This is a genomic window from Paenibacillus sp. OV219, from assembly GCF_900110075.1.
In the GTDB taxonomy this organism is placed as follows: domain Bacteria; phylum Bacillota; class Bacilli; order Paenibacillales; family Paenibacillaceae; genus Paenibacillus_Z.
In genome coordinates, this window is record NZ_FOCJ01000017.1 from 19,108 (window position 1) to 41,789 (window position 22,682).

A 22,682-nucleotide genomic window follows, 5' to 3' on the forward strand; every position below is an offset into this window, starting at 1 on the left:
TAGGACAAGAAAATGCTACTATATCAAAGAATAACGGTCGTTCATAGCAATGTCAACGGTTTCATTTCCAGTTATTAGAACAATATGGAAAGCTTAGCTCTTTAATTGTAGCAACTGCGCATCTGTGCTAATGTTGCTTTTAGATTAGGTAGGGAAGGTGACGAGCAAAAATGGCAACAGCTACAGCGCGATCTGCGGCGGTGCAGACCGGCACCATTTATGCGATTCTATTCGCAATAAGTTCGGTGCATTTAATGAATGATACGATGCAGGCGGTCGTCGCGGCATTATTTCCTATTTTGCAGAAATCATTGTCGTTATCGTATGGGCAAATCGGTTGGATCGCTTTTACTCTTAATATGACGTCTTCGGTGATGCAGCCTTTGGTCGGCTACTTCTCAGATAAGAAACCGGCACCATGGATGCTGCCTGTCGGAATGGGGCTTAGCTTAATAGGGATGGCGGGACTCGCATATGCTCCGGGCTTCTTGTTCGTGCTGCTGGCGGTCGTATTCGTCGGTTTCGGCTCGGCGATCTTCCATCCGGAGGGCTCGCGTGTCGTTTACTTCGCTGCAGGCGGCCGTCGAGGCTTGGCGCAGTCCATCTATCAGGTAGGCGGCAACGCGGGCAGTTCGCTGGCACCGCTGATGACGATCTTTATCTTCGTGCCGCTCGGTCAGAGAGGGGCGATCTGGGGCACACTGCTTGCAATATGTGCGATTCTTATCTTGCTTCGCGTCGTGCCGTGGTATCGGGAGCAGCTGGCGCAGAATGGCAAGCCGGTGAAGCGGTCTGCTGCAAAAGCTGGTAACGTTGGTAACGCCGCAGCTGCAGTAAAGCTCAGCCGCTCCGCCGTAACGATGGCGCTTGGCATTCTTATTCTGCTCGTTTTCGCAAGATCGTGGTACATGAGCGGCATCTCGACATTCTATCAATTTTTTGCTGAAAATAAATACAGCTTGTCCGTCCGCGAAGCGCAGGTGCCTATCTTCCTGTTCATGGCAGCAGGCGTGCTCGGCACCTTCTTCGGCGGCGTAATGGCAGACCGAATCGGTCGCAAGCGGATGATCGTGCTATCCATGGCATGCGCTTCGCCGTTCGCGCTCATCCTACCGCATCTTCCTCTTGCGTGGATATATCCGATTGCGTTTATTCTCGGCTTCATCCTACTTTCCGGGTTCTCGGTCAGCGTCGTCTATGCGCAGGAGCTGCTCCCGGGCAAAGTCGGAATGGCCTCCGGGCTCATCACGGGACTCGCCTTCGGGATGGGTGCGCTCGGCGCAGTAGTGCTTGGCAGGCTTGCTGAAGTATGGGGGCTCGACCGAATGATGACGACTTCCAGCTTCCTGCCGCTTATCGGTTTGCTGGCCATCCTGCTGCCGCCAGATCGCCGGGACACGGTATAAGTGTGGGTAAAGTACCCGAGAAAGAAGTCTATTGGACTTGTTTCTTGGGTATTTTTTTGAGAGGGGGCGTATTCTCGCGAGTCGCTTGGTGGGCGGTGAGAGAGTATATGTGGAGAGAGCCGAGAGATCAAATACAATCTCTCAGCATCAGAATCGCGCCAAAAGTTGGTGAAGAGATCTGGTATGTGAATCCGCTATAATCGAACGCGGACTTGAACAGAACCGCTCCGATCGCGTAAGCTATAAGGGACAGCTAACGAGCGGATCGCCTATTTAGAGGAGCGTGCATATTGCATGGCGAAGAGTGACGCAAGGAAACGATTGGAGCAGAAGCTAAGACAGGGCAGTGTCGACCCGAGGATGCAGCGAGGCAGCTGGAACGGCGTGAAACCGGTAACCCAAATTAAGCCGGACAAACGCCGCAAATACTTCATTCCAAAGAATGACGATGATCGAGGCTTTAAGCGACCGCAGAGTGGCTTGAAGCTTGGATCATCGTCATTCTTGTTTACAGCAGGTATATGAATCACTTCACCTCGATCACAAACACAACTGAGCTGTCACCTTTGGAGTACTTTCCGTCCTCCGTCTTCCAATAAGCGGATACGCCATAGTGATACACTCCAGGGGCGGTAGGAGCTTTGAACACGCCATCCGCCAGAGTCACCGTTTCATACGTATTGTTATCGAGAAACTGCTGCGCTATCAAATCCAAAGGTACTGGTACATCCTCAAGGCTGATGTGGATCTCCTTACCAGCTTCAACAGCAGTTGGCTCAAGCCCCCGCGTCATCATTTTCCCCCAAGCATAGTCGGCGCAGCCGCGATTGCCCCAGCAGTATGTACCCTGGGTAACAGGAACAACCGTATCCCCAGCAGAAACATGAAATTCAGGCAGCGAATCTTGAGAGAGTTCACGAACCTTCGTGGATACCTGTCCCTTCCATTCCTTCGTTTTAGGCAAGCTTATGGCCCACGCAAGCGAACAGGCAACGATCAAAATAAGCAGTACCCACCGCCATTGCAGCTGTTTCATTGTTGAATCCCCCTCTATTTTCATTCTAGACGAACATGAAAGGCGAAAGGTTACAGTTCATCAGGGTGGATTGAGGGTGGATTGAGGGTGGATTGAGCGTGGATTGAGGCGAATGGAGCATTAATTGAAGGGGGACTCAGCATGGATTGAACGTGGGATGAGCGGTGATTATCTGCTTGTGAGTGTAAAATCACTCGGATAAGAGCAGAGTAGGGTTGCCAATAAACAAACATAATTATATAATATCTATAAATAAACCAAACTAAATACGGAGTTGTTTGCAAATGAACATATCGGAATCATTCTACAACGCATCTTCCACAGAGCTCAAGCAAGGCTATGCTTATCATGCGGATACTGAAAGCTACTATTGCCTCGTGTGCGGTGAGCAGTTTGAAGAAGGGATCGTATATCAGCTCGATTCGCGCTTTATGGAAGCCCACAAAGCGGTAGCTGTGCATATTACGAAGCAGCATGGGTCCATGCTAGAATATTTGCTTGCGCTAGACAAGAAGCTTACAGGTTTAACTGATTTGCAGAAAGAGCTCATCGGCGCGTTCGCATCAGGCATGTCCGACGCCGACACCGTTAAGATGACTGGCGGCGGCAGTGCCTCGACAATACGCAATCACCGGTTTGCGCTCAAGGAGAAGGCGAAGCAAGCAAAGCTGTTTCTAGCCATTATCGAGCTGATGGACGGAGGATTAGCGGCAGGCCAGAAGTTTGTTCCAGTCCACCGCAGCGCTCCGCTCGTTGATGAACGATATGCCCTAACAAGGGATGAGTACAGCGCACTGCTCACTAAGTATCTACCGCAAGGCTTGTCTGGCCCGCTGACCGGGTTGCCCCGTAAAGAGAAACGCAAAGCAGCACTGCTCCGCCATGTCGCTACCGCGTTCAAGAAAGGTCGCAAGTATAAGGAAACTGAGGTTAACGAGCTACTCAAACGGTTTATGCCGGAGGAGTATGTGACGCTGAGACGATATTTGGTCGACTACGAATTTCTCGCTCGAGAGAGCGATGGCAGCACGTATTGGTTGAACGTGTGACAGGCTGTATGACGTTGGTTTGTACTAGTACAAGTAGGAGGATTTCACAAAATGACAGTAAACAGACGCAAGGAACTGCAAAATGAATATGGCATGAAACAACGCGCAATGGGCGTGTATCAAATTGTAAATGATCGCAACGGCAAACGGTATGTCGCTGCTTCCTCGACGATCGAATCGGCATGGCAGCGAGAGAAATTCACGCTTGATATGGGTGGCCACATGAATAGCGAGCTGCAGAAGGAGTACAAAGAGCAAGCTGGCGCAGATTTTCGCTTCGAGGAGCTGGAACGGCTGAAGCTTGGAGAAGAAGTCCGCAATGATTACAAGGACTCGCTCATTCCAGGCACGAATGCGCTCAATCGGTCCGTCGTCTTGTCCTACCGGGATTCGCTGAAGAAGCTGGAGCAGAAATGGCTTCAGGAGCTGCAGCCGTACATTCCGAATGGCTATAATAAGCCGCCCAAATAGAACAATAAAGGGGTTTGAAAACTGTGTTCCGCAATCGATTTTTCCAAACGATATTAATGTCTAATATTTTGCTGCAACTCGGAATATGGGTCCGTAACTTCGCCATACTGCTGTATGTGACGGATAAGACGGACAATGATCCGGTTGCCGTATCGCTCATCTCGGTCGCGGAGTTCGCGCCGATCTTCCTGTTTGCCTTTATCGGCGGCACATTCGCTGACCGCTGGCGTCCGCGCAGAACGATGATTTGGTGCGACTTCCTGTCAGCTGCGGCTGTCGGCGTCGTCCTGCTTGCGCTCATCTATGAGTCGTGGGCAGCTGTCTATTTTGCCACATTCTTATCGGCTACGCTCTCCCAATTCTCCGCTCCATCGTCGATGAAGCTGTTTAAACGTTATGTGCCGCAGGAGAAGCTGCAAAGCGCGATGGGAATATTCCAGACGCTGATGGCACTGTTCATGATTGCAGGTCCTACGATTGGCACGATTGTCTTCCAGAACTTCGGGATTAATGTCTCGATTGCCATTATGGGCGTCGCCAGCTTATTGTCCGCGCTCGTCCTCATCCGCATTCCGCGCGATGAAGCAGCGGCGCCTTCTGCCGAAGCGAAACAAACAACAGTCCTAACCGAAATGAAGGAAGGCCTTAGCTATGTATGGAAAAGCCGAGTTCTTCGCACCATGTGCATCACGTTCCTGCTTGCCGGTTTATCCGGCGGGATCGGACAAACAATGGGGATCTTCGTCGTAACGGAGCGGCTCGGTCAGCCTAAAGAGTTTCTGCAATATGTGCTCATGATCAGCGGAATCGGCATGCTCGTCGGCGGTGCTGGTGTTGCGGTGCTGTCCAAGAAGATGGCACCAGTCAAAATGCTTGCGCTCGCACTGGCTGTCTGCACAATCGGCACGATCGGGGTCGGGTATTCCACGAACGTTCCGGTTACGCTTACGCTGCAGCTGTTCATGGGAATGATTTTCCCGATGATTCATATCTCGATTAATACGATTATGCTGAAATGGTCTGAGGCAGCTTTCATCGGTCGGGTCAGCGGCATTCTGGGTCCGATGTACATGGGCGCGATGGTGCTAATGATGGCAATCGCCGGTCCGCTCAAGACGGTATTGCCGTTAACTGTCATCTATACGATCTCGGCTTTGTTCATGCTGGCGGGTACGATTTCGCTTCTGCCGCTGTTCAAGCAGCAGGCTCCTAAGATGCCAGACACGAGCCTATCTGCATAAATTTTACAAAAATACCTGTTGACACGTTAAGGGTCAGCAGGTAATATCATGTTAAATCACAGTAAGTCGATAGGAATATAATAAAATAATCCACCGGATAGCCGGAGAGAGACTCGTTCATCTTGAGATGAATGTGTCTCTTTTTTTTTTCCTTACGACCAAATTCCGAAGGAGGTCACGCCTATGAAAACGTATTTTACGAAGAAAACAGCTTTATCTGCTTTCGCCCTCATTATCGCTTCATCCCTCGTTCTAACAGGCTGCGGGGCAAAGACAGCATCGACGACGGCTTCGGCAAAAGGCAGTGATGGCGGTCTGGAAGTAACGGAGCTGCGCTATCAAGGCTCAGTAGGCGCGGTGTCCTTCCCCGAGCTGGCGGAGGATCTCGGTTATCTTGCTCCGCTGAAGCTGAAATTTATCGGCAATACGATTAGCGGACCGCAGGATATTCAGTCCGTTGTGACGGGTGATATTGATTTTGGCGGGGCGTTCAATGGTGCGATTGTGAAGCTGCTGGCGGCGAAAGCGCCGATCAAGTCCGTCATCTCCTACTATGGCGTGGACGATCAGACGTGGACGGGATATTACGTGCTCGACGGCAGTCCCATCAAGTCGGCGAAGGATTTGATCGGGAAGAAAATCGCGGTCAATACACTCGGTGCCCATCATGAATTTGTCATCAAGGAGTACCTGCACCGTGCAGGGCTGACCAAAGATGAGATCGACCAAGTGACACTCGTCGTTGTCCCACCGGTGACTTCAGAGCAGACGCTTAGAGCGAAGCAGATCGACGTCGCTGCCCTCGGCGGCATCCTTCGGGATAAGGCGGAGGAACGTGGCGGCATCCATCCGTTATTCAAGGATAAAGATCTGTTCGGCACATTTAGCGCAGGAAGCTATGTACTAACGAACAAGTTCATCAAGAACAATCCGAATGCGACTCGCAAATTCATTGAAGCGACGGCCAAAGCCATTGAGTGGGCGCGGACGACGCCAAGAGAAGAGGTCGTGGCGAAATTCGAGAGCATTATTGAGAAGCGAGGACGCAAGGAGGATGCGGGCGCGATCAAATTCTGGAAGAGCACAGGCGTAGCAGGCAAGGGTGGACTCATCGCAGATAAGGAGTTTCAAACATGGATCGAATGGCTCGTGAAGGAAGGGAATTTGAAGGAAGGCGAGCTGCAGGCGAAAGACCTTTACACGAATGAATTCAATCCTTACAAAGACGAAGCAAATGCGAAATAGTGCGGCGAAAAGGAGAGGAGAACTGCGATGACGACTGAGACTATAGAGTCGATAGAAACGGCAGAGACGACAGAGTTGACGGCTAAGATCAGCTTGCAGCATGTGCGCAAATCATTCCGCATTCAGCGGAACTTGAACCATCTCAAAGAAGAGCTGCAGCCGATATCTGCGCTGCAGGATATCAATTTGGACGTGAAGCCAGGAGAGTTCATGGTCATTGTCGGCCCAAGCGGCTGTGGGAAGTCGACGCTGCTCGATCTGCTAGCGGGGCTCACGAAACCAAACAGCGGGCAGATCCTAATGGACGGTAAGCCGATCACTGGACCGAATCTCGATCGGGGCATTGTGTTCCAGCAATATGCACTGTTTCCGTGGAAGACGGCGCTTGCGAACGTAGAGTTCGGCCTCGAAGCGAAGGGGGTGCCTCGCAAGAAGCGCGGCGAAATCGCCCGACAATATATTCAGCTTGTTGGCTTAACGGGCTTCGAGCATCGCTATCCGCATGAGCTGTCCGGCGGCATGAAGCAGCGCATCGCCATTGCGCGCAGCCTCGCTTACGATCCCGAAGTGCTGCTGATGGATGAGCCGTTCGCGGCGCTCGATGCGCAGACGAGGGAGACGTTACAAACCGAGTTGCTGCGCATTTGGGAAGCGACGAAGAAAACGATTATTTTTATCACTCACGGTATCGAAGAAGCGGTCTATCTTGGGCAGCGGGTAGCGGTCATGACTTCGAGGCCTGGGCGGATTAAGCAAATTATTGAGGTTCCGTTCGAGTCCAGAACGACGGAGGAGGATTTGCGATCTAACTCCGAGTTCGTGCGGATTCGGCATCAAATATGGGATTTGTTGAAGGATGAGGTGTCGCGGGCGCAGGAGCAGGAGAAGAATAAGAGTCTGAATGCGGCGGGTAAGAAAACAGCAGGCAAAGGAGCGGGTGTTGATGGCTAACGTATCGACAACGACAACTTCAACGTCGACGAGATCCTCCGGCGAGGTACTTGGGCGCTATGAGGCGGGGAATCCGGCAAGCAGCCGATTGAATGGTGGCGTGGTGCTCCGGGCGTTACGAGTGAAGGTGCAGCAATGGTTTCGTAATTTGATCGTCATTGCCGCCTTTCTCGCATTATGGGAGATCGCGCCGCGTACGGGCTTGGTAGACAATACGTTCTTCCCGCCGCTATCGACCGTGCTCAAGGCTTGGTGGCAGCTGCTCTTGTCCGGCGATCTGGCTGAGCATACGGAAGCGAGCTTATCCCGCTCGCTTGGCGGCTTCCTGCTTGCGCTCGTCGTCAGCGTTCCAATCGGCCTTGCCATCGGCTGGTGGAAGCCGGTCGCTGCGTATCTTAACCCGCTGCTCGAAGTGATGCGCAACACGGCGCCGCTTGCGATACTGCCTGTGTTCATCCTGCTTCTCGGGCTTGGCGAAACATCGAAAATCTCCATCGTCTTCTACGCTTGCTTCTTCCCGCTGCTCCTTAACACGATCAGCGGAGTGAAGAACGTCGATCCGCTGCTTATTAAATCGGCAAAGTCGATGGGACTGTCGCATCTTGCACTTTTTCGCAAAGTAATTATTCCGGCTGCGATTCCTACGATCTTCATCGGTATCCGGCAGTCCGGCGCGGCGTCCATACTAGTCCTCGTTGCTGCGGAGATGGTTGGGGCCAAATCAGGCCTCGGTTATCTTATCCAATATACGCAGTTTAGCTTTCAGATCCCTGAGATGTACGCAGGCATTCTATCGATCTCCGTCATCGGCCTTATTCTCAACTATGTCATCTTGTACATTGAGCGGAAATTAACGGCGTGGAAACAGACCTACGGCGACTAAGTGACTTAAGGAAGGTGCGTGAAAAGAAATGAGCAAGCACAAGAAGCAAATGAACCTCAACGTATTTATTATGAACGCAGGTCATCACGAAGCGGCCTGGAGGCATCCGGGAACTGAGCCGCACAACATAACGGACCTTGCTTACTTCCAGCGCATCGCCCAAATCGCGGAACAAGCGAAGTTTGATTCACTCTTCCTGGCTGACGGTCTTGCACTGAACAACAACATTAAGCATGGCGCTTTTGTCGGACTTGAGCCGTTCACGCTGCTCTCAGCGCTCGCTGCTGTCACGAAGCAGATTGGTCTGATCGGCACCGTGTCGACGACCTACAACGAGCCGTTCCATGTCGCCCGCAAATTCGCTTCGCTCGACCATATCAGTAAAGGGCGTGCAGGCTGGAATATCGTCACCTCCGGCAGTGACTTTGAAGCCAGCAACTTTAGCAGTGACTCGCACCTTGCACATCATAAGCGGTATGAACGGGCGCATGAATTTCTGCGAGTTACGACCGGCTTATGGGATAGCTGGGAGGACGATGCAATCGTCATCGATCGTGACGCCGGCGTGTTCGCGCAGCCGGATAAGGTGCGGGCGATCCATCATGAGGGCGATACATTCCATGTCCGCGGCCCGCTGAACATTCCACGCTCGCCGCAAGGCTATCCCGTGCTCGTGCAGGCAGGCTCGTCGGAGGACGGCAAGGAATTCGCCGCGCAGTTCGCGGAGGCGATCTTCACGGCGCAGCAGACTCTTGCGGATGCGCAGCAGTTCTACCGCGACGTGAAAGCGAGAGCGGCAAGGTACGGCCGCAACCCTGACGAGCTGAAGATTCTGCCAGGCATATGCGCGGTCATTGGCGCTACGGAGTCCGAAGCGAAGGAGAAGGAACAGCAGCTTAATGAGCTGACAGTGCCTGAGTACGGTCTGACCCAGCTCTCGAACATGCTCGGCATCAGCTTGTTCACGTATCCACTGGACGGTCCGCTGCCAGAGCTGCCGAACGTCAGCGACATTAACGGCAATAAGAGCAGATTCCAGCTCGTTGCGGATCTTGCGGGGCGAGAGAAGCTCACGATTCGCCAGCTCATTCACCGTCTTGCCGGCGGTCGCGGCCATCGCGTATTCGCGGGTACAGCGCTGCAGGTTGCGGATCAGTTGGAGGAATGGTTCACGCAAGGAGGCAGCGACGGCTTCAATGTCATGCCGCCATACTTGCCTGCTGGACTAGAGGAGTTTGCATCACAGGTCGTGCCGGAGCTTCAGCGCAGAGGGCTGTTCCGCACAGAGTATCAGGGCAGCACGCTACGGGAGCATTTTGGACTTAGCCGTCCGGTTAATCAGTTCGCAGCAACGATTTCGAAGAATAGCCAAATCATCTAACTAATAAGGAGGCCATAAATATGAGCCAAGTAGAACGTAATGAAGCCGTGGAAGCAAACGTGAATTTCGAGGTACGCCAGGTAGCAGGGAGAATCGGTGCAGAGATCCGAGGAGTGGAGCTGTCTGCGGATTTGAACGAAGAGACAGTCAGCTTCATCCGGGAAGCGCTGCTGAAGCATAAAGTTGTCTTCTTCCGCGGTCAGCAACAGCTGGATGACGCTGGTCAGGAGGCTTTCGCGAAGCTGCTCGGCAGCCCGGTGGCGCATCCGACCGTGCCGATCAAGCAGGGGACCGATTACGTGCTTGAGCTGAACTCCGCGCATGGCGGTCGCGCTGATTCTTGGCACACAGACGTCACGTTCGTTGATGCGTACCCGCAAGCGTCGATTCTTCGCGCGGTTGTCGTGCCGGAAGCGGGCGGCGATACAGTATGGGCGAATACGGCAGCCGCTTACGACAACCTGCCTGCGGAGCTGCAAAAGCTCGTAGACGGCTTATGGGCGGTCCACTCGAATGAGTACGATTATGCGGCATATCGGAGCAAAGAAGTGGATGAAGTGTCGCTCGCCAAGCATCGCGAAGTATTCGCATCCACAATATATGAGACGGAGCATCCGCTTGTCCGTGTTCATCCGGAGACGGGCGAGCGTACGCTAGTGCTCGGTCATTTTGTGAAACGGATTCTCGGCCTGTCCTCGGCGGACTCCGCGCAGCTGTTCTCTCTGCTTCAGAGCCACATTACGAGACTTGAGAACACAGTTCGCTGGCGCTGGTCGGAAGGCGACGTGATCATCTGGGATAATCGGGCGACACAGCACTACGCTGTGAACGATTATGGCGATCAGCACCGTGTCGTGCGGCGTGTAACGATTGACGGTGATGTGCCGGTCAGCATTGATGGAAAGCACAGCGTAACCCGCAAGAAGGTGCCGGCATCACCGCAGACTGCAGTAGAAAGCGCATAATGGCTTGAAGGAATAGCCTCTGGCAGTCAGGTACCCGCGTTAGTTGCGAGCGGTGCCGCTGTCAGAGGCTTTTTTTGCATTCCAGGGTGAATTGTTTGCTATGATAGACAATAACAAATAAATTCGCATGGAAAAAGGTGGTGAAAATCATCGTACCGCATGAATTAGCTCCCTCGCATGAAGCGGTCATGGTTTCCAATATGATCGGCTATGTCCTGCTACTGCTCGTGGCGATTCTTGTATGGCTGACTGGGCGCAAATCTAGCGTGCCAGAGCCTTTGTTCTTCCTGAAGCTTCTCGGCTATTTGGTGCTGTCGGTGTTTGCTTTTCGCATCAATGGCTTCGCGCTGCCGCTCGGCTTAGTGCTCGCATATTTAATGATGCGTAGAACGAAGCATAACCGACCGGTGAAGCAGACGGCGGTGCTGTTCGGCGGCATGCTGTTTCTGTTCTCGCTATTCCCGCTCGCTGAAAAGCTGGATCACCTGATGGACCCGCCGCATCAGATGTCGACATATTTGGATCGCGGAATTAATCCTACCAAACAAGGCTTTAACATGACGGTTCTGGACAACGAAAAGAAGCTATGGGCTACACTTGCGGAGCGGGATACGGAGAGCGTGCAACTCTATAAGGAGCTTGCGGATTCAAGATCAATCGAGACCGTTCCGGTATTGTGGGAACCGTCCATCACGATAGAGCTGAGGCAGGATCACAAGCAAGAACGATTCGGGGAGCTACAGTTTCAGTTTGATCGAGAGGGCCGCTATTTCACACTATACAATGGATCGACGACGAATAGCTTTGAAAGTACAGCTGCGTTCAGGGAGATTTTCGTACAGAAGATCATGCCACTTGTTCGGAACGAATCAGCATAGCTGAATGGTACTTATATGCCGCAATAGACCGTATCCCTCGCTAGGGAGGACGGTCTTTTTTCTGGCTATGCGCGTCGAGCAGAGCGAAGCACCGGGAAAAGAGCGGAACAGAACAGTGCGGAACTGAGCGGAACAGCACGGAATAGCACGGAACAGCACGGAACAGCACGGAACAGCGCGGAGTCGCACGTGTCGCTCTAACGAACCGTACGTTCCTTATTGCAGCCCAAATCACACTTATGAAATTCTAACGAACTGTAACAAAACTAATTGGTGATTCTTCGGCGAAAGAGGCTCATATGCAGCAAATAACGTCATACCAGTTCGTTACAGCGCTAGGCTCGGCCTAAAAGGACGGATAACGATTGCTGTAGTTCGTTAGCAGGGAACGGGCATGTGATGAGCGCGGGCGACATTGTGACATCGAGACAGTCCGACATCGCGACAGCCCAACAGCCCAACAGCCCAACAGCCCAACAGCCCAACAGCCCAACAGCCCAACAGCCCAACAGCCCAACAGTCCGCAACTTGCCAGTAGATCCAGATTGCAAGGTGCTAGTCAGCGGGCACGACCAGGAATTAGCCGATTGGGACTGAGAGTCCGATAAACGGACTCTCAGAGCGAAACTGCGGGTAATATTGGACTGAGCGTCGGATTTCCGGACTCTCAGTGTACTTAGCTGTCAGTATGGCCGTGTTTTTTGCTCTGAGAGTCCGATAAACGGACTCTCAGAGCGAAACTGCGGGTAATATTGGACTGAGCGTCGGATTTCCGGACTCTCAGAGCGGAACTACGAAGATAACTGGCCGTCTCGTTTAATAACATGCAAAAAAGGCTGTACCTCAAGTAGGTACAGCCCCTCGCATATTTTAACGGATGACACGGCGTTTATTTGCACCCTATAGCTCTTCTTAAAATCTAACGGTTACCAGAGAGGTTAATTGGACCAATTCGGAAGAATTCGCTGCCAAATCGCCAATTAGCATCGCTGATATCCGTTAAAAATTCGAAAGTGCCGTTATTAGCCTAATGGCGTTCGATGCAACTGTTAGCGAGTTCGCTGAAGAAAGGTTGCACATCCTCTCTAGCCTCGCCTCCCCGCCGCACTAGCTGTCCTAGCTGTCCTTCATCTTCACAAGGAACGCGTCAATCGCATAGTGCGCCGCGCCGCGAACAGCGGACGTGTCCCCAAGCTCCGCATATAGAATCCGCAGCTGTCCGCGGTGATACGCAAGTGCGCGTCTGGAGACAGACTCAGTGACCGCTTCGCTGATCCAAGCTTCTGCGCGTCTCATCCGGTTGCCGATTATGACGACATTTGGATTGAAGATGTTGACGATATTGGCGATGCCGGCGCCGATCCATTCTCCGATGCCCCGGAACAAGGCGATGACATCTTCTTTGCCTTGTTCGGCTGCTTCCAACAGACTGTCCAGATCGTCGTCATAGCCTGCGTTAGCAGCCTGCTCAAGCAGCGCATTCTCCGAAGCATACAGCTCCCAGCAGCCATGGTTGCCGCAGCGGCAAGGCTTGCCGCCAGCTTCAATGGACAGATGGCCAAGCTCGCCGGAGAAGCCGGACGCGCCTTTGTACAGCTCTTTGTCCAGGATAATGCCGCTACCGATCCCGATGCCGATACTGACATAGATTTGTGTAGCAATGCCGCGGCCTGCGCCATACTTCTGCTCGCCCTGCGCGCCGGCGTTCGCTTCATTATCAATCGTCACCGGAACGCCGAACCGTTCCTCGATAAGCGTGCGCAGCGGCACATCGGACCAAGATAGATTCGGAGCGAACAGAATCGTACCCTCATCATTGATAATGCCTGGCACGCCAATTCCGATACCTACCAATCCGTACGGGCTGGTAGGTATTGCTGTCTTGAGCCCTTCGATGCAAGCGATGAGCTGGTTAATGACTTTATCCTGTTGCTGGGTATGCAGCGGCAGCGTACGTTCGACGATGACGGTACCTTCGAGATCGGTGAGAATGCCGCGAATATAGTTGACGCCGAGATCGATTCCGATGGCGTAGCCCGCCTTGGCATGGAACAGCAGCATATTCGGCTTGCGTCCACCGCTGGATTCGCCTGGACCAATATCGACAACGAGGTGACGGTCGATCAGATCTTGAACGAGGCTCGACACCGTCGCCTTGTTCAGTCCGGTCCGCTCCGAGATTTGCGCGCGCGAAAGAGGCGCATGACGAAGCACGGCCTCCAGCACGATTGCTGTATTGATTTTTTTGACTAGCGTCAAATCCCCGGTTTTCTTAATCGCCATACTCTAACGTCCCTTCGAATCCGCCTCTTGCGATGAGTTGGAAACGATTTTACCACGAGGAAGTGGAAGTTGCATCTTTTTATTCCTCATCGTCGTAGACGCGGACGGTCCATACATTGGATAGCGACGTGCCTCTGACTGTTGTTCCGTCATCTGTAAACGTGGAGCTGGCATTCGCTTGGTTATCCAGCTTGCCACCCGGCGGTTCCTCTTTCACCGTCGCTTTGAACGACACGGTTGCATGTGCGCCGGCTGCAATTGTGCCGATCGGAATACCCGCAGAACCCGGAGATGCATCAGGGAGACGTTCGCCGTTCACCCAGACGCTGCCTGGTACGAACACGGCTTCGCTCGGCAGGGGATCACGGAGCACAACATTGGTTGCCGGATACGGGGTTGGGTTGCGGACGATCAGATTGTACGTAATGCGATCGCGGACGTTGACGGACAACGAGCTGGATGATTTCTCGATGATGAGCCCCACAACGTTGACTGTTCGACTTGCTTCAACCCGCCCCGTTTCATTCGACGAAATGACAGCGGTGTTCACGATCCGCGAGCCTGGTTGTGCATCCGCCGGAATGATAAACCATAGATACCCGAGCTCGCTTGCGCCTGGTATCAGCTCATCCAGATGGAAGGACAGACCTACTGGCTCATCGACGAGCAGGATGTTATGCAGCGTAACATTGCCTTGGTTCATAAAGAACAGACTCATACGAAGCTTCTGCCCAGGCAGTGCAATCGGTGGTAGCAGCTTCGTGAGGCTGAGCTCCGGAGCCGGGAGAACGAGAACCGAGGCGATCGTTGTCGCTGGCGGCGTCTCGCTCGAAACCGTCGTGACGACGTTCGTCACGAACGAGTTGGCTGGCGTACCTCTAGGAACGACATAATCAGCAACCAAGGTGATGGATTCACCGATATCGAGTGATTGGATGGTTTCCGAGATATTGAGCAGCGGATCGTCCAGTCTCACATTGGTGAGAGGAGCATTAGACGTATTCGTGACGGTCGTTTTGAACGTAATGACGCCACCTGGCAGCACCTCGCTTTGCAGAGCCGTCTTGATGACTTCAACCGAGTAGAACGGCAGAATGGTCAAGTTTGTCATGGCCTCTACCGTTTCCGTCTGATCGGAGGTGCCAACGACTGTGTTGAACACCCGCGCTCCGGCTGACAGCCCAAGTGGGACCTCGAACGGAATATCGATCGTAAAGGAGTTCAGCGGATTCAGAAGTGTGATCGTTTCATCAAGGCCGATTAGTGCATCCGTTAAGTGAACGTTCGTTAACGGCACGTTGCCGGTATTCGTCACAATAATCATATAGTGGACCGTATCTCCCGGCAGCGCCGACGATTGGCTCTCAATCTTCTGCAGCGTCAGGGCAGGCCCTGGGGTTACGGTCACGGCTGCAACCGCCGAAGCCGGAAGCGTCTGATCAGTGGTCAATGTCACGACATTCGGAATAACGGTTCCGGCTGGCGTGCCAGGCGGTATCGTATAGTTCATCACGATTGTCCTCGATACCCCTGGAGCAATGATAGGCGCCTCAATGAACAGACCAAGGAGTTCATCCGTCATCAAGACATTCGTTAGCTCGCTGCCTGAAGTGTTGGTCGCTACAATCGTGAAAGTAACGATCTCGCCCGGCGCGGCGGTGGCCGGCGTAACGCTTTTCGCAAGAAACACACTAGCAGGCGCACCGATGCTGATCGAAGTCGAGGCTGTTACAGGTGTTGGCACCTGATCAGCGGTCGCTGACGCGGTATTGGTCAGAATCGTGCCCGGCGGTAGGACAGGAACGACGAACGCTACGTTCAGCACCTGGCTTGCGCCAATGGCGAGTGCAGGAATAACGGTAGCGAAGCCTAGCGTAGCATCGGTTACTGTAACGTTTGTTAACGGTGCGTTGCCGGTATTTTGCACGGTAATCGTGTAGTTGACGACATCGCCAGGGGACGCCGTCTGCACATCGGACGTCTTCGTAATCGAAAGGCCAGGGACTGCGTTTACAGTCACGCTAACACTAGCTTCCTGCGTCTCTCCTAATGCTTCGACAGTTACGGTGTTCGTGATGACTGTTCCGGCAGGCGTTCCGAGAGGCACGACGTACGGTACGCTGAGCGCATACAACGTGCTTGGCTGAAGCTCGTTGATCGTTTCGCTGATGCCAAGAAGCGGATCGGTAATAAGGATATCGTTCACGATGCCGGTCGAGTCATTGGTAACCAGGATGGTGAAGAAGACCGTATCTCCCGGATTTGCCGTTAGCGTGTTGACGAGCTTCTGCACCTTGATTTCGCCTGACGGTATAGGCAATACGAGCACGCTTGAGCTTGCCTCACGGTCGCCGGTTTGCGCTGAGGTCGCCACGACGGTATTCGTGAATACTGTGCCAGGCTCGGCATCCTCCGGAATCGTAAATGGAATCAAATACGTTTGGACTTGATCTTGCAGGAGCATCGAGATAACCGTAGAGAAGCCCAAGAACGGGTCAGAAACTTGCACGTTAAAGAGAGGGGCATTACCCGTATTGCTGATTTCAATCGTAAATACGACAGTCTGCCCAGGCAGCGCCGTTGCGATATTTACTGTTTTGGTGACAGCCATATCGAAGAACGCTTCGGTGGTCACGGAAGCATCTGCGGATACGGGCGGCGTCTGGTCGGACGAGACGGTGACTTCGTTCACGAAGACCGTACCGGCAGGCGTGTCGGCTGGAATCGTAAAGTTGGCGGTAATTATCCGGGAGTCACCGGACAGCAAGGCACTATATGTGTAATCGATCTGGAAGAAGGGATCAACGAGATGAACGTTCGTCAACGTAACGGCGGACGTATTCGTCAGTGTTATCGTGAATATGACGGTCTCCCCGGGTAGTGCGGTGGCAGCGCTGACCGTCTTGGTCAAAGTCAAAGTCGGAGGGGTGCCGACCGTAATAAAGGCATCAGCAAACACCGGCGTCGGCGTCTCCGTCGCAACGGCGTTTGCAACGTTCTGGACAATGGTGCCCGGAGGAAGCGCGGGAATAACCGAAGGGAAATCGAAAGCAAACAGTCCTCCGATGGCGATGCTTGGTATGGTCGTATCCACGCCAAGGAGCGGATCCTGTACGCGCACTTGTGTAAGTAGCGTATTGCCGGTATTGGTCACGGTAAAAGTATACGTGATCGGCGTGCCGGGAAGCCCGCTTGCCGGCGTGACGGTTTTCTCCAAAGCAAGAGAAGGCGCTGCCCCGATAACGACCTGAACGGTTGCCGAATGCGGTTCCGTTTGGTCCGAATCGGCGCTAACCGTGTTCGTCAGGAGCGTACCCGCAGGGGTGCCGATCGGGATGGTAAACGGAATGTGATAGATTTGGGTCCCATTCTCTTGCATGACAGGGATCGTTTCGTTCAGTTGTAGAAGCGGATCGCTAATGACGACGTTCGTGATCTCGGTGTTGGATGTGTTCGTAACAACGAGGGTGAAATGGACTGTCTCGCCAGGCAGTGCGGTAGCTTGATCCACTGTCTTCTCGACCGATAAGCCGAAAACAGCTGCAACGGTCACTTCGGCATTTGCCGTGGCGGCTGGCGTCTGGTCAGTGATTACGACTGCGGTGTTAGTCAGCTTCGTGCCCGCGGGCGTCCCAAGTGGAATGACGAATGGAACGGTCGCTACATACTGACCGCCAACCGGCAGAAACGGAACCGTTACGGAGAACGACAGCTCTGGATCCGTGATCATGACGTCCGTTAATGGGATATTGCCCGTATTGGTCACGACGATCGAGTATTCAACCGTAGCGCCTGGAGGAGCTAGCTGCGTGCTTGGCGTCTTTGTGATTGTAATGAGCGGCGCTGGCGTGATGAGTACATTCGTGCTTGCCGTCTCAGTGCCAAGCGAGGACACGAGCGTTGCGGTATTGTGAATGATCGTACCTGCAGGAGTTCCCGGCGGAACGGTGTACATGCCGAAGAAAACAACCGAGGTATTCGGGTCTAGCTTCGTAATGGTTTGATTCAATTGCAGGAGCGGGTCGGTTAATACCAGATTGAAGAGTGGTGTTGCCTGGGATTCGTTTCTGACCGTAAGGGTGTAATGGATGGTTTGTCCGGGAATTGCTGTGGCGGTATCGGCTTCTTTGGTCAAAGAGACAGAGGGCGTTTCTGTGATGAATACCGATGCGGAATCCGTCAGCGTCACAGGCAAATTGCTAGCTGTGAGTGTTGCAGTGTTGACGAAGTTGCTCCCAATTGGAGCATTGGCAGGAATGACGAACGGCACTTCCAGAAGGACTCCACCTGAAAACGTAGGGAACGTCATGTCGATGCCAAGTATCGGATCGACCAAGTGGACATTGGTCAGTGTGACGAATTCCGGAACATCGACGGTAAACGTGTAAACGACGGTATCTCCGTGCATCGCTTCTGTAGGCTGAACGGACTTTCGGAAAACAGCGGTAACGTCTCTGTTTTGGATCGTGATCGTAACAGAGGCGGATTGAGGAGGCGTCAGGCTGCTCTGCGCCGTTACGGTATTCAAATAACTGCTTCCCGGTAGGCCGGGCTGAATTTCGGATAGAATGGTGAACTGCATCGATTGTCCTGCCGGAAGCTCGGGGATCGTTTGTTGAAAGTTCAATAAAGGGTCTGTGACCATAATGTTCGAAAGCTTGCCGGCACCGGTGTTGATGACGGTGATGACGTAGATGAGTGGCGTCCCCGGCGGGCCTGTGACGGAGCTTCCTCCGTTGACGGTCTTCGTGAGCGAGAGCCTAGGCGTACAGAAGACTTCCGGCAAACAGCCAGTGAACGGCACATGATGCTCTTCGATGGAGCCGGTCGTATTCGTGAGTGAATCTGCTACGATCGTGCCGTCGATATTGCCGAAGCCAGAAGCGCTCCAAGCGGCGAACGGCGCGAGCACGGACCCTTTGATCGACAGGTTGAGGTTGAAGGCGTTCGTCGCCTGAAAGAAGTTCCACATGATGAACGCGCCGTCAGCCGCTGTGGACTGACCGCCGTTTCTGAAGATGGCGTAGCTACCGAACCCGACGCTTGTGCCGGTGATATTGACGAGTATCGTAGAGCCGGGAGGCGCAATGATGTTAATGCCGTTCGCAGAGGAGAGGGACACGCCTGAGCCAGCGACGTTGTTCCCGTTGATCGTGAATATGTTCAGTGTTGGGCTATTCCCTTGCAGAACGATTTGTCCGAAATTGACGAATGCGGTTCCGTTCGGGCTAAGAGTACCCCAAGAGGAAGATGCGCAAGTTAAGTATTGTTCAGCCGCAGCAAAGTCAACCGGTGCTCCGCGGAAAGGCTGACCAGAGACGCCGTTATTGTTCGTCATCGTGTACTTAATAATGGTTCCGGTCGGACTGATGACGCTGTTGCCATTGAAGTTCGTACCGCCCGTAATATTCATATTGCCGCCTACGATAAGGTCGGCTCTTGTTTGTGAGGATGTCAAGGCAACGCCAATCCCGTAGCTGTTGTAGGTCGCATTGCCGCCAACGGCTACACGTCCGCCGGAATCGACGAACGATTGCGTATGATTGCCGAACACGAACACGTTAAAATCATTTGCCACGCCTAAGTTACCACAAGCCATTCAGAGGTTCGCCTCCTGAAGAATGCCCAGAACTTTGTCGAAAATAAACTACATACAGGGTATGCTGGCAGTCTGGAATAGGATGCTTGTATGAAAATAAAATCGGGTGAAAAAAACACACTTTGTTTAGTAGACAAACAAAGTTTCTTAATGCTAGAATAGGGTCATAAGAACGTTTACATTATTTCTAGGAGGCAATCATAAATGGCATATTTCAATAACATCGGCAAAATTGCATTCGAAGGCAAAGGATCGGATAATCCGCTTGCATTTAAACATTACAACCCAAGTGAAGTCGTACTTGGAAAAACAATGGAAGAGCACCTGCGCTTCGCGGTTGCTTACTGGCATACATTCACTGGTGCTGGCTCCGATCCATTCGGTGTAGGCACAGCAGTTCGCGGCTGGGATAGCGCTGACGCAATGGATCAGGCGAAGCGCCGCGTTGAAGCGAACTTCGAGTTTCTGAGCAAGATCGGCATCCCTTACTACTGCTTCCATGACCGTGACATCGCACCGGAAGGCGATACGCTGGCTGAAACGAATAAGAACCTCGACGTAATCGTCGATATGCTCGAAGAGAACATGAAAGCAACTGGCGCGAAGCTGCTCTGGAACACAGCTAACATGTTCACGAACCCGCGCTTCGTGCACGGTGCAGCAACAACTTGTAACGCAGACGTATACGCATACGTTGGCGCACAGCTGAAGAAGAGCCTTGAAGTGGGCAAACGTCTTGGCGCAGAGAACTATGTATTCTGGGGCGGCCGCGAAGGTTATGAGACGCTGCTGAACACGGATATGGCGCTTGAGCTCGACAACCTTGCTCGCCTGTTCGACATGGCGATTGCATACTCGAACGAAATCGGATTCGACGCTCAATTCCTCATCGAGCCGAAGCCAAAAGAGCCAACGAAGCATCAGTATGATTTTGACGCAGCTACAACTATTTCGTTCCTACAGAAGTATGGCTTGAAAGACAAGTTCAAGCTGAATCTTGAAGCGAACCATGCAACGCTTGCAGGCCACACATTCGAGCACGAAATCCGCGTTGCAGCAATCAACGGCATGCTCGGATCGCTTGATGCGAACCAAGGCGACCTTCTGCTCGGCTGGGATACAGATGAATTCCCAACTGACCTTTACTCGACTACACTTACAATGTTCGAAGTTCTCAAAGCAGGTGGTATCGGTCGTGGCGGCATTAACTTCGACGCGAAAGTACGCCGTGGCTCGTTCGAAGACCAAGACTTGTTCCTGGCTCACATCGCAGGTATGGACACTTACGCTTGGGGTCTGAAAGCAGCAGCGAAGCTGATCGAAGAGAAGGTTCTCGACAACATCGTTGACAATCGTTACCGCAGCTTCCGCGACGGCATCGGCGCTGAGATCGTAGCAGGCCGCGCAACGTTGGCATCGCTTGAGCAGTACGCACTGCAAAACAACTTCATCAAGAATGAATCCGGCCGTCAAGAGCGGGTCAAATTGATGCTAAACGAAATCATCTACAGCGTATAGGAGGATCAACCCTGCATGTCCTACGTCATCGGTATTGACCTCGGCACAAGCGCGGTAAAGGTGCTGCTTCTTGATCGAAGCGGCACTGTAGCCGCCGAAGCGTCGCGCGACTATCCGCTTTATCATGAACATTCCGGCTGGAGCGAACAAACGCCGGAGGATTGGGTTACGGGCACGATCGGCGCGCTTAGCGAGCTGGTCGGAAGCGCAGGCATTCCGGCTGACGCAATCGAAGGAATCAGCTTCTCCGGCCAAATGCACGGTCTTGTTCTGCTAGACGCAGCAGGGAAGCCGGTACGCAAAGCGATTCTATGGAACGATACGCGCACGACTGCGGAATGCCGCGAGATCGAAGCGCTTGTCGGCCAAGAGCAGCTGCTGACTGTAACGCGTAATCCGGCGCTGGAAGGCTTCACGCTGCCGAAGATTCTATGGGTGCGTAAGCACGAGCCGGAAGTGTTTGCACAGGCGGTTTCGTTCCTGCTGCCGAAGGATTATGTGCGTTACCGGTTAACGGGCGCGCTTCATATGGATTACTCCGACGCAGCTGGCACGCTGCTGCTTGATGTAGCGGGCAAACACTGGAGCAGCGAGGTGCTGGAAGCGGTGAAGCTGCCGGCATCGTTCTGCCCACCGCTTGTCGAGTCGCATGCGATGACAGGCACATTGTTGCCTGAACAGGCGGCGGCTTGCGGCCTCAGCGCAGACACGAAAGTGTTCGCGGGCGGCGCAGACAATGCATGTGGCGCCATCGGCTCGGGCATCCTGCAAGAAGGACTGACGATGTGCAGCATCGGCACGTCCGGCGTTATTCTGTCCTATGAGCAAGGAAGCGGCAATGACTTCCGCGGCAAAGTGCATTTCTTCAACCACGGCAAAGAGGATGCTTTCTATGCAATGGGCGTTACGCTAGCTGCAGGATACAGCCTCAGCTGGTTTAAGAATACATTCGCGAAGGGCGAGTCCTACGATGAGCTGCTTCAAGGCGCAGGCGACGTGAAACCAGGCTCGAATGGTCTGTTGTTCACGCCGTATCTCGTCGGCGAGCGCACGCCTCATCCAGATTCGGTCATTCGCGGCAGCTTCATCGGCATCGACGGCTCTCATGAACGGATTCATTTTGCAAGAGCGGTGATGGAAGGCATTACTTTCTCGCTTAACGAGTCGGTTGATATGTTCCGACAGGCGGGCAAGACAGTCGATACGATCATCTCGATCGGCGGCGGCGCGCAGAATCCGGTTTGGCTCCAAATGCAAGCCGACATCTTCAATGCAGACGTAGTGGCGCTTGAGAATGAGCAAGGTCCAGGCCTCGGAGCAGCAATGCTCGCGGCATATGGCAGCGGCTGGTTCGAAAGTCTCGACGCTTGCGCGGAGCTGTTCGTGAAGCGCTCCTCCGTTTACAAGCCGAATCCGGCTGCTGTGGATGCGTATGCAGGCTTGTTCCGGATTTATCAGGATATCTATGCACAAACTCGTGGCATGAACGCTGCCTTGCAGCCGTACCGCAAATAATAATGTTTCATTAATAAGGCAATCCGTTGGCTCTCGTTCAAGGACGTGAGTCGGCGGATTTTTTTTGTCATTTTATGCGACTATTTAATTATTTAAACTTCTGTAAAGGGATGGTAAAATAGACGAGCAACTATGACGCTAGCACTAGATTGGAAGAAGTTACAAGCGGGAAAAATCGGGATTTGTCGATAAGACCGCTGTTTATTGGGGACTGATCCAAAGTACACTGGTGTTAGTATGACTAGATTATAGCAATCTATT

General features: G+C 53.1%; 16 protein-coding genes. 13 read left to right on the top strand and 3 right to left on the bottom strand.

Features of this window, described 5'->3' with window-relative positions; all coding sequences use genetic code 11:
• The first annotated feature begins 170 nt into the window (after window positions 1–170).
• The gene (locus BMY11_RS27065; protein ID WP_090583338.1) at window positions 171–1,406 is read left to right on the top strand and encodes an MFS transporter; all 1,236 of its coding nucleotides are present in this window, start codon (window positions 171–173) and stop codon (window positions 1,404–1,406) included.
• A gap of 294 nt (window positions 1,407–1,700) precedes the next feature.
• A complete protein-coding gene (locus BMY11_RS27070) occupies window positions 1,701–1,931 on the top strand; it encodes a hypothetical protein (protein ID WP_090583340.1) in 231 nt (76 codons plus the stop codon).
• Window position 1,932: 1 nt separating this feature from the next.
• On the opposite strand, the gene BMY11_RS27075 is transcribed toward BMY11_RS27070, so the two are convergent.
• Window positions 1,933–2,442, bottom strand: coding sequence for a hypothetical protein (locus BMY11_RS27075; RefSeq protein WP_090583343.1), 510 nt, complete (start codon window positions 2,440–2,442; stop codon window positions 1,933–1,935).
• Between the two features lie 284 nt (window positions 2,443–2,726).
• Between BMY11_RS27075 and BMY11_RS27080 the strand changes: the two genes are divergently transcribed.
• From BMY11_RS27080 to BMY11_RS27120, 9 genes are all read left to right on the top strand, one after another.
• Complete coding sequence (locus BMY11_RS27080; RefSeq protein WP_090583344.1) at window positions 2,727–3,491, top strand: DUF2087 domain-containing protein; 765 nt, start codon at window positions 2,727–2,729, stop codon at window positions 3,489–3,491.
• Between the two features lie 51 nt (window positions 3,492–3,542).
• Window positions 3,543–3,962: a GIY-YIG nuclease family protein gene (locus tag BMY11_RS27085; protein WP_090583347.1), complete on the top strand. Its 420-nt coding sequence runs from the start codon at window positions 3,543–3,545 to the stop codon at window positions 3,960–3,962.
• A gap of 23 nt (window positions 3,963–3,985) precedes the next feature.
• Window positions 3,986–5,203 (top strand): MFS transporter, encoded by a 1,218-nt coding sequence (locus tag BMY11_RS27090; RefSeq protein WP_256217800.1) that lies wholly within the window; start codon window positions 3,986–3,988, stop codon window positions 5,201–5,203.
• A gap of 183 nt (window positions 5,204–5,386) precedes the next feature.
• Window positions 5,387–6,448, top strand: coding sequence for an ABC transporter substrate-binding protein (locus tag BMY11_RS27095; protein ID WP_090583349.1), 1,062 nt, complete (start codon window positions 5,387–5,389; stop codon window positions 6,446–6,448).
• 27 nt (window positions 6,449–6,475) lie between these two features.
• Window positions 6,476–7,399: an ABC transporter ATP-binding protein gene (locus BMY11_RS27100; RefSeq protein ID WP_371262955.1), complete on the top strand. Its 924-nt coding sequence runs from the start codon at window positions 6,476–6,478 to the stop codon at window positions 7,397–7,399.
• Window positions 7,392–8,282, top strand: a complete 891-nt coding sequence (locus BMY11_RS27105; RefSeq protein ID WP_090583351.1) for an ABC transporter permease — start codon at window positions 7,392–7,394, stop codon at window positions 8,280–8,282. The genes BMY11_RS27100 and BMY11_RS27105 overlap by 8 nt, the downstream gene beginning before the upstream one ends.
• 28 nt (window positions 8,283–8,310) lie before the next feature.
• Window positions 8,311–9,663, top strand: coding sequence for an LLM class flavin-dependent oxidoreductase (locus tag BMY11_RS27110; RefSeq protein WP_090583353.1), 1,353 nt, complete (start codon window positions 8,311–8,313; stop codon window positions 9,661–9,663).
• Between the two features lie 20 nt (window positions 9,664–9,683).
• Complete coding sequence (locus BMY11_RS27115) at window positions 9,684–10,628, top strand: TauD/TfdA dioxygenase family protein (protein WP_090583355.1); 945 nt, start codon at window positions 9,684–9,686, stop codon at window positions 10,626–10,628.
• Between the two features lie 140 nt (window positions 10,629–10,768).
• Complete coding sequence (locus tag BMY11_RS27120) at window positions 10,769–11,506, top strand: hypothetical protein (RefSeq protein WP_090583357.1); 738 nt, start codon at window positions 10,769–10,771, stop codon at window positions 11,504–11,506.
• Between the two features lie 1,116 nt (window positions 11,507–12,622).
• Here the strand turns inward: BMY11_RS27120 and BMY11_RS27125 are convergent.
• Together BMY11_RS27125 and BMY11_RS27130 are read right to left on the bottom strand one after the other, a co-directional pair.
• Window positions 12,623–13,789: an ROK family transcriptional regulator gene (locus tag BMY11_RS27125; protein ID WP_090583359.1), complete on the bottom strand. Its 1,167-nt coding sequence runs from the start codon at window positions 13,787–13,789 to the stop codon at window positions 12,623–12,625.
• A 79-nt stretch (window positions 13,790–13,868) separates the two neighbouring features.
• Entirely contained in the window at window positions 13,869–19,388 is a 5,520-nt protein-coding gene (locus tag BMY11_RS27130; protein ID WP_090583362.1) for a DUF7507 domain-containing protein, read from the bottom strand.
• 204 nt (window positions 19,389–19,592) lie between these two features.
• Between BMY11_RS27130 and xylA the strand changes: the two genes are divergently transcribed.
• Together xylA and xylB are read left to right on the top strand one after the other, a co-directional pair.
• Window positions 19,593–20,906 carry a xylose isomerase gene (xylA, locus tag BMY11_RS27135; protein WP_090583364.1) on the top strand — a complete coding sequence of 438 codons (1,314 nt, stop codon included), beginning with the start codon at window positions 19,593–19,595 and terminating at the stop codon, window positions 20,904–20,906.
• A 15-nt stretch (window positions 20,907–20,921) separates the two neighbouring features.
• Entirely contained in the window at window positions 20,922–22,421 is a 1,500-nt protein-coding gene (gene xylB, locus BMY11_RS27140) for a xylulokinase (RefSeq protein WP_090583366.1), read from the top strand.
• The last annotated feature ends 261 nt before the right edge of the window (window positions 22,422–22,682 follow it).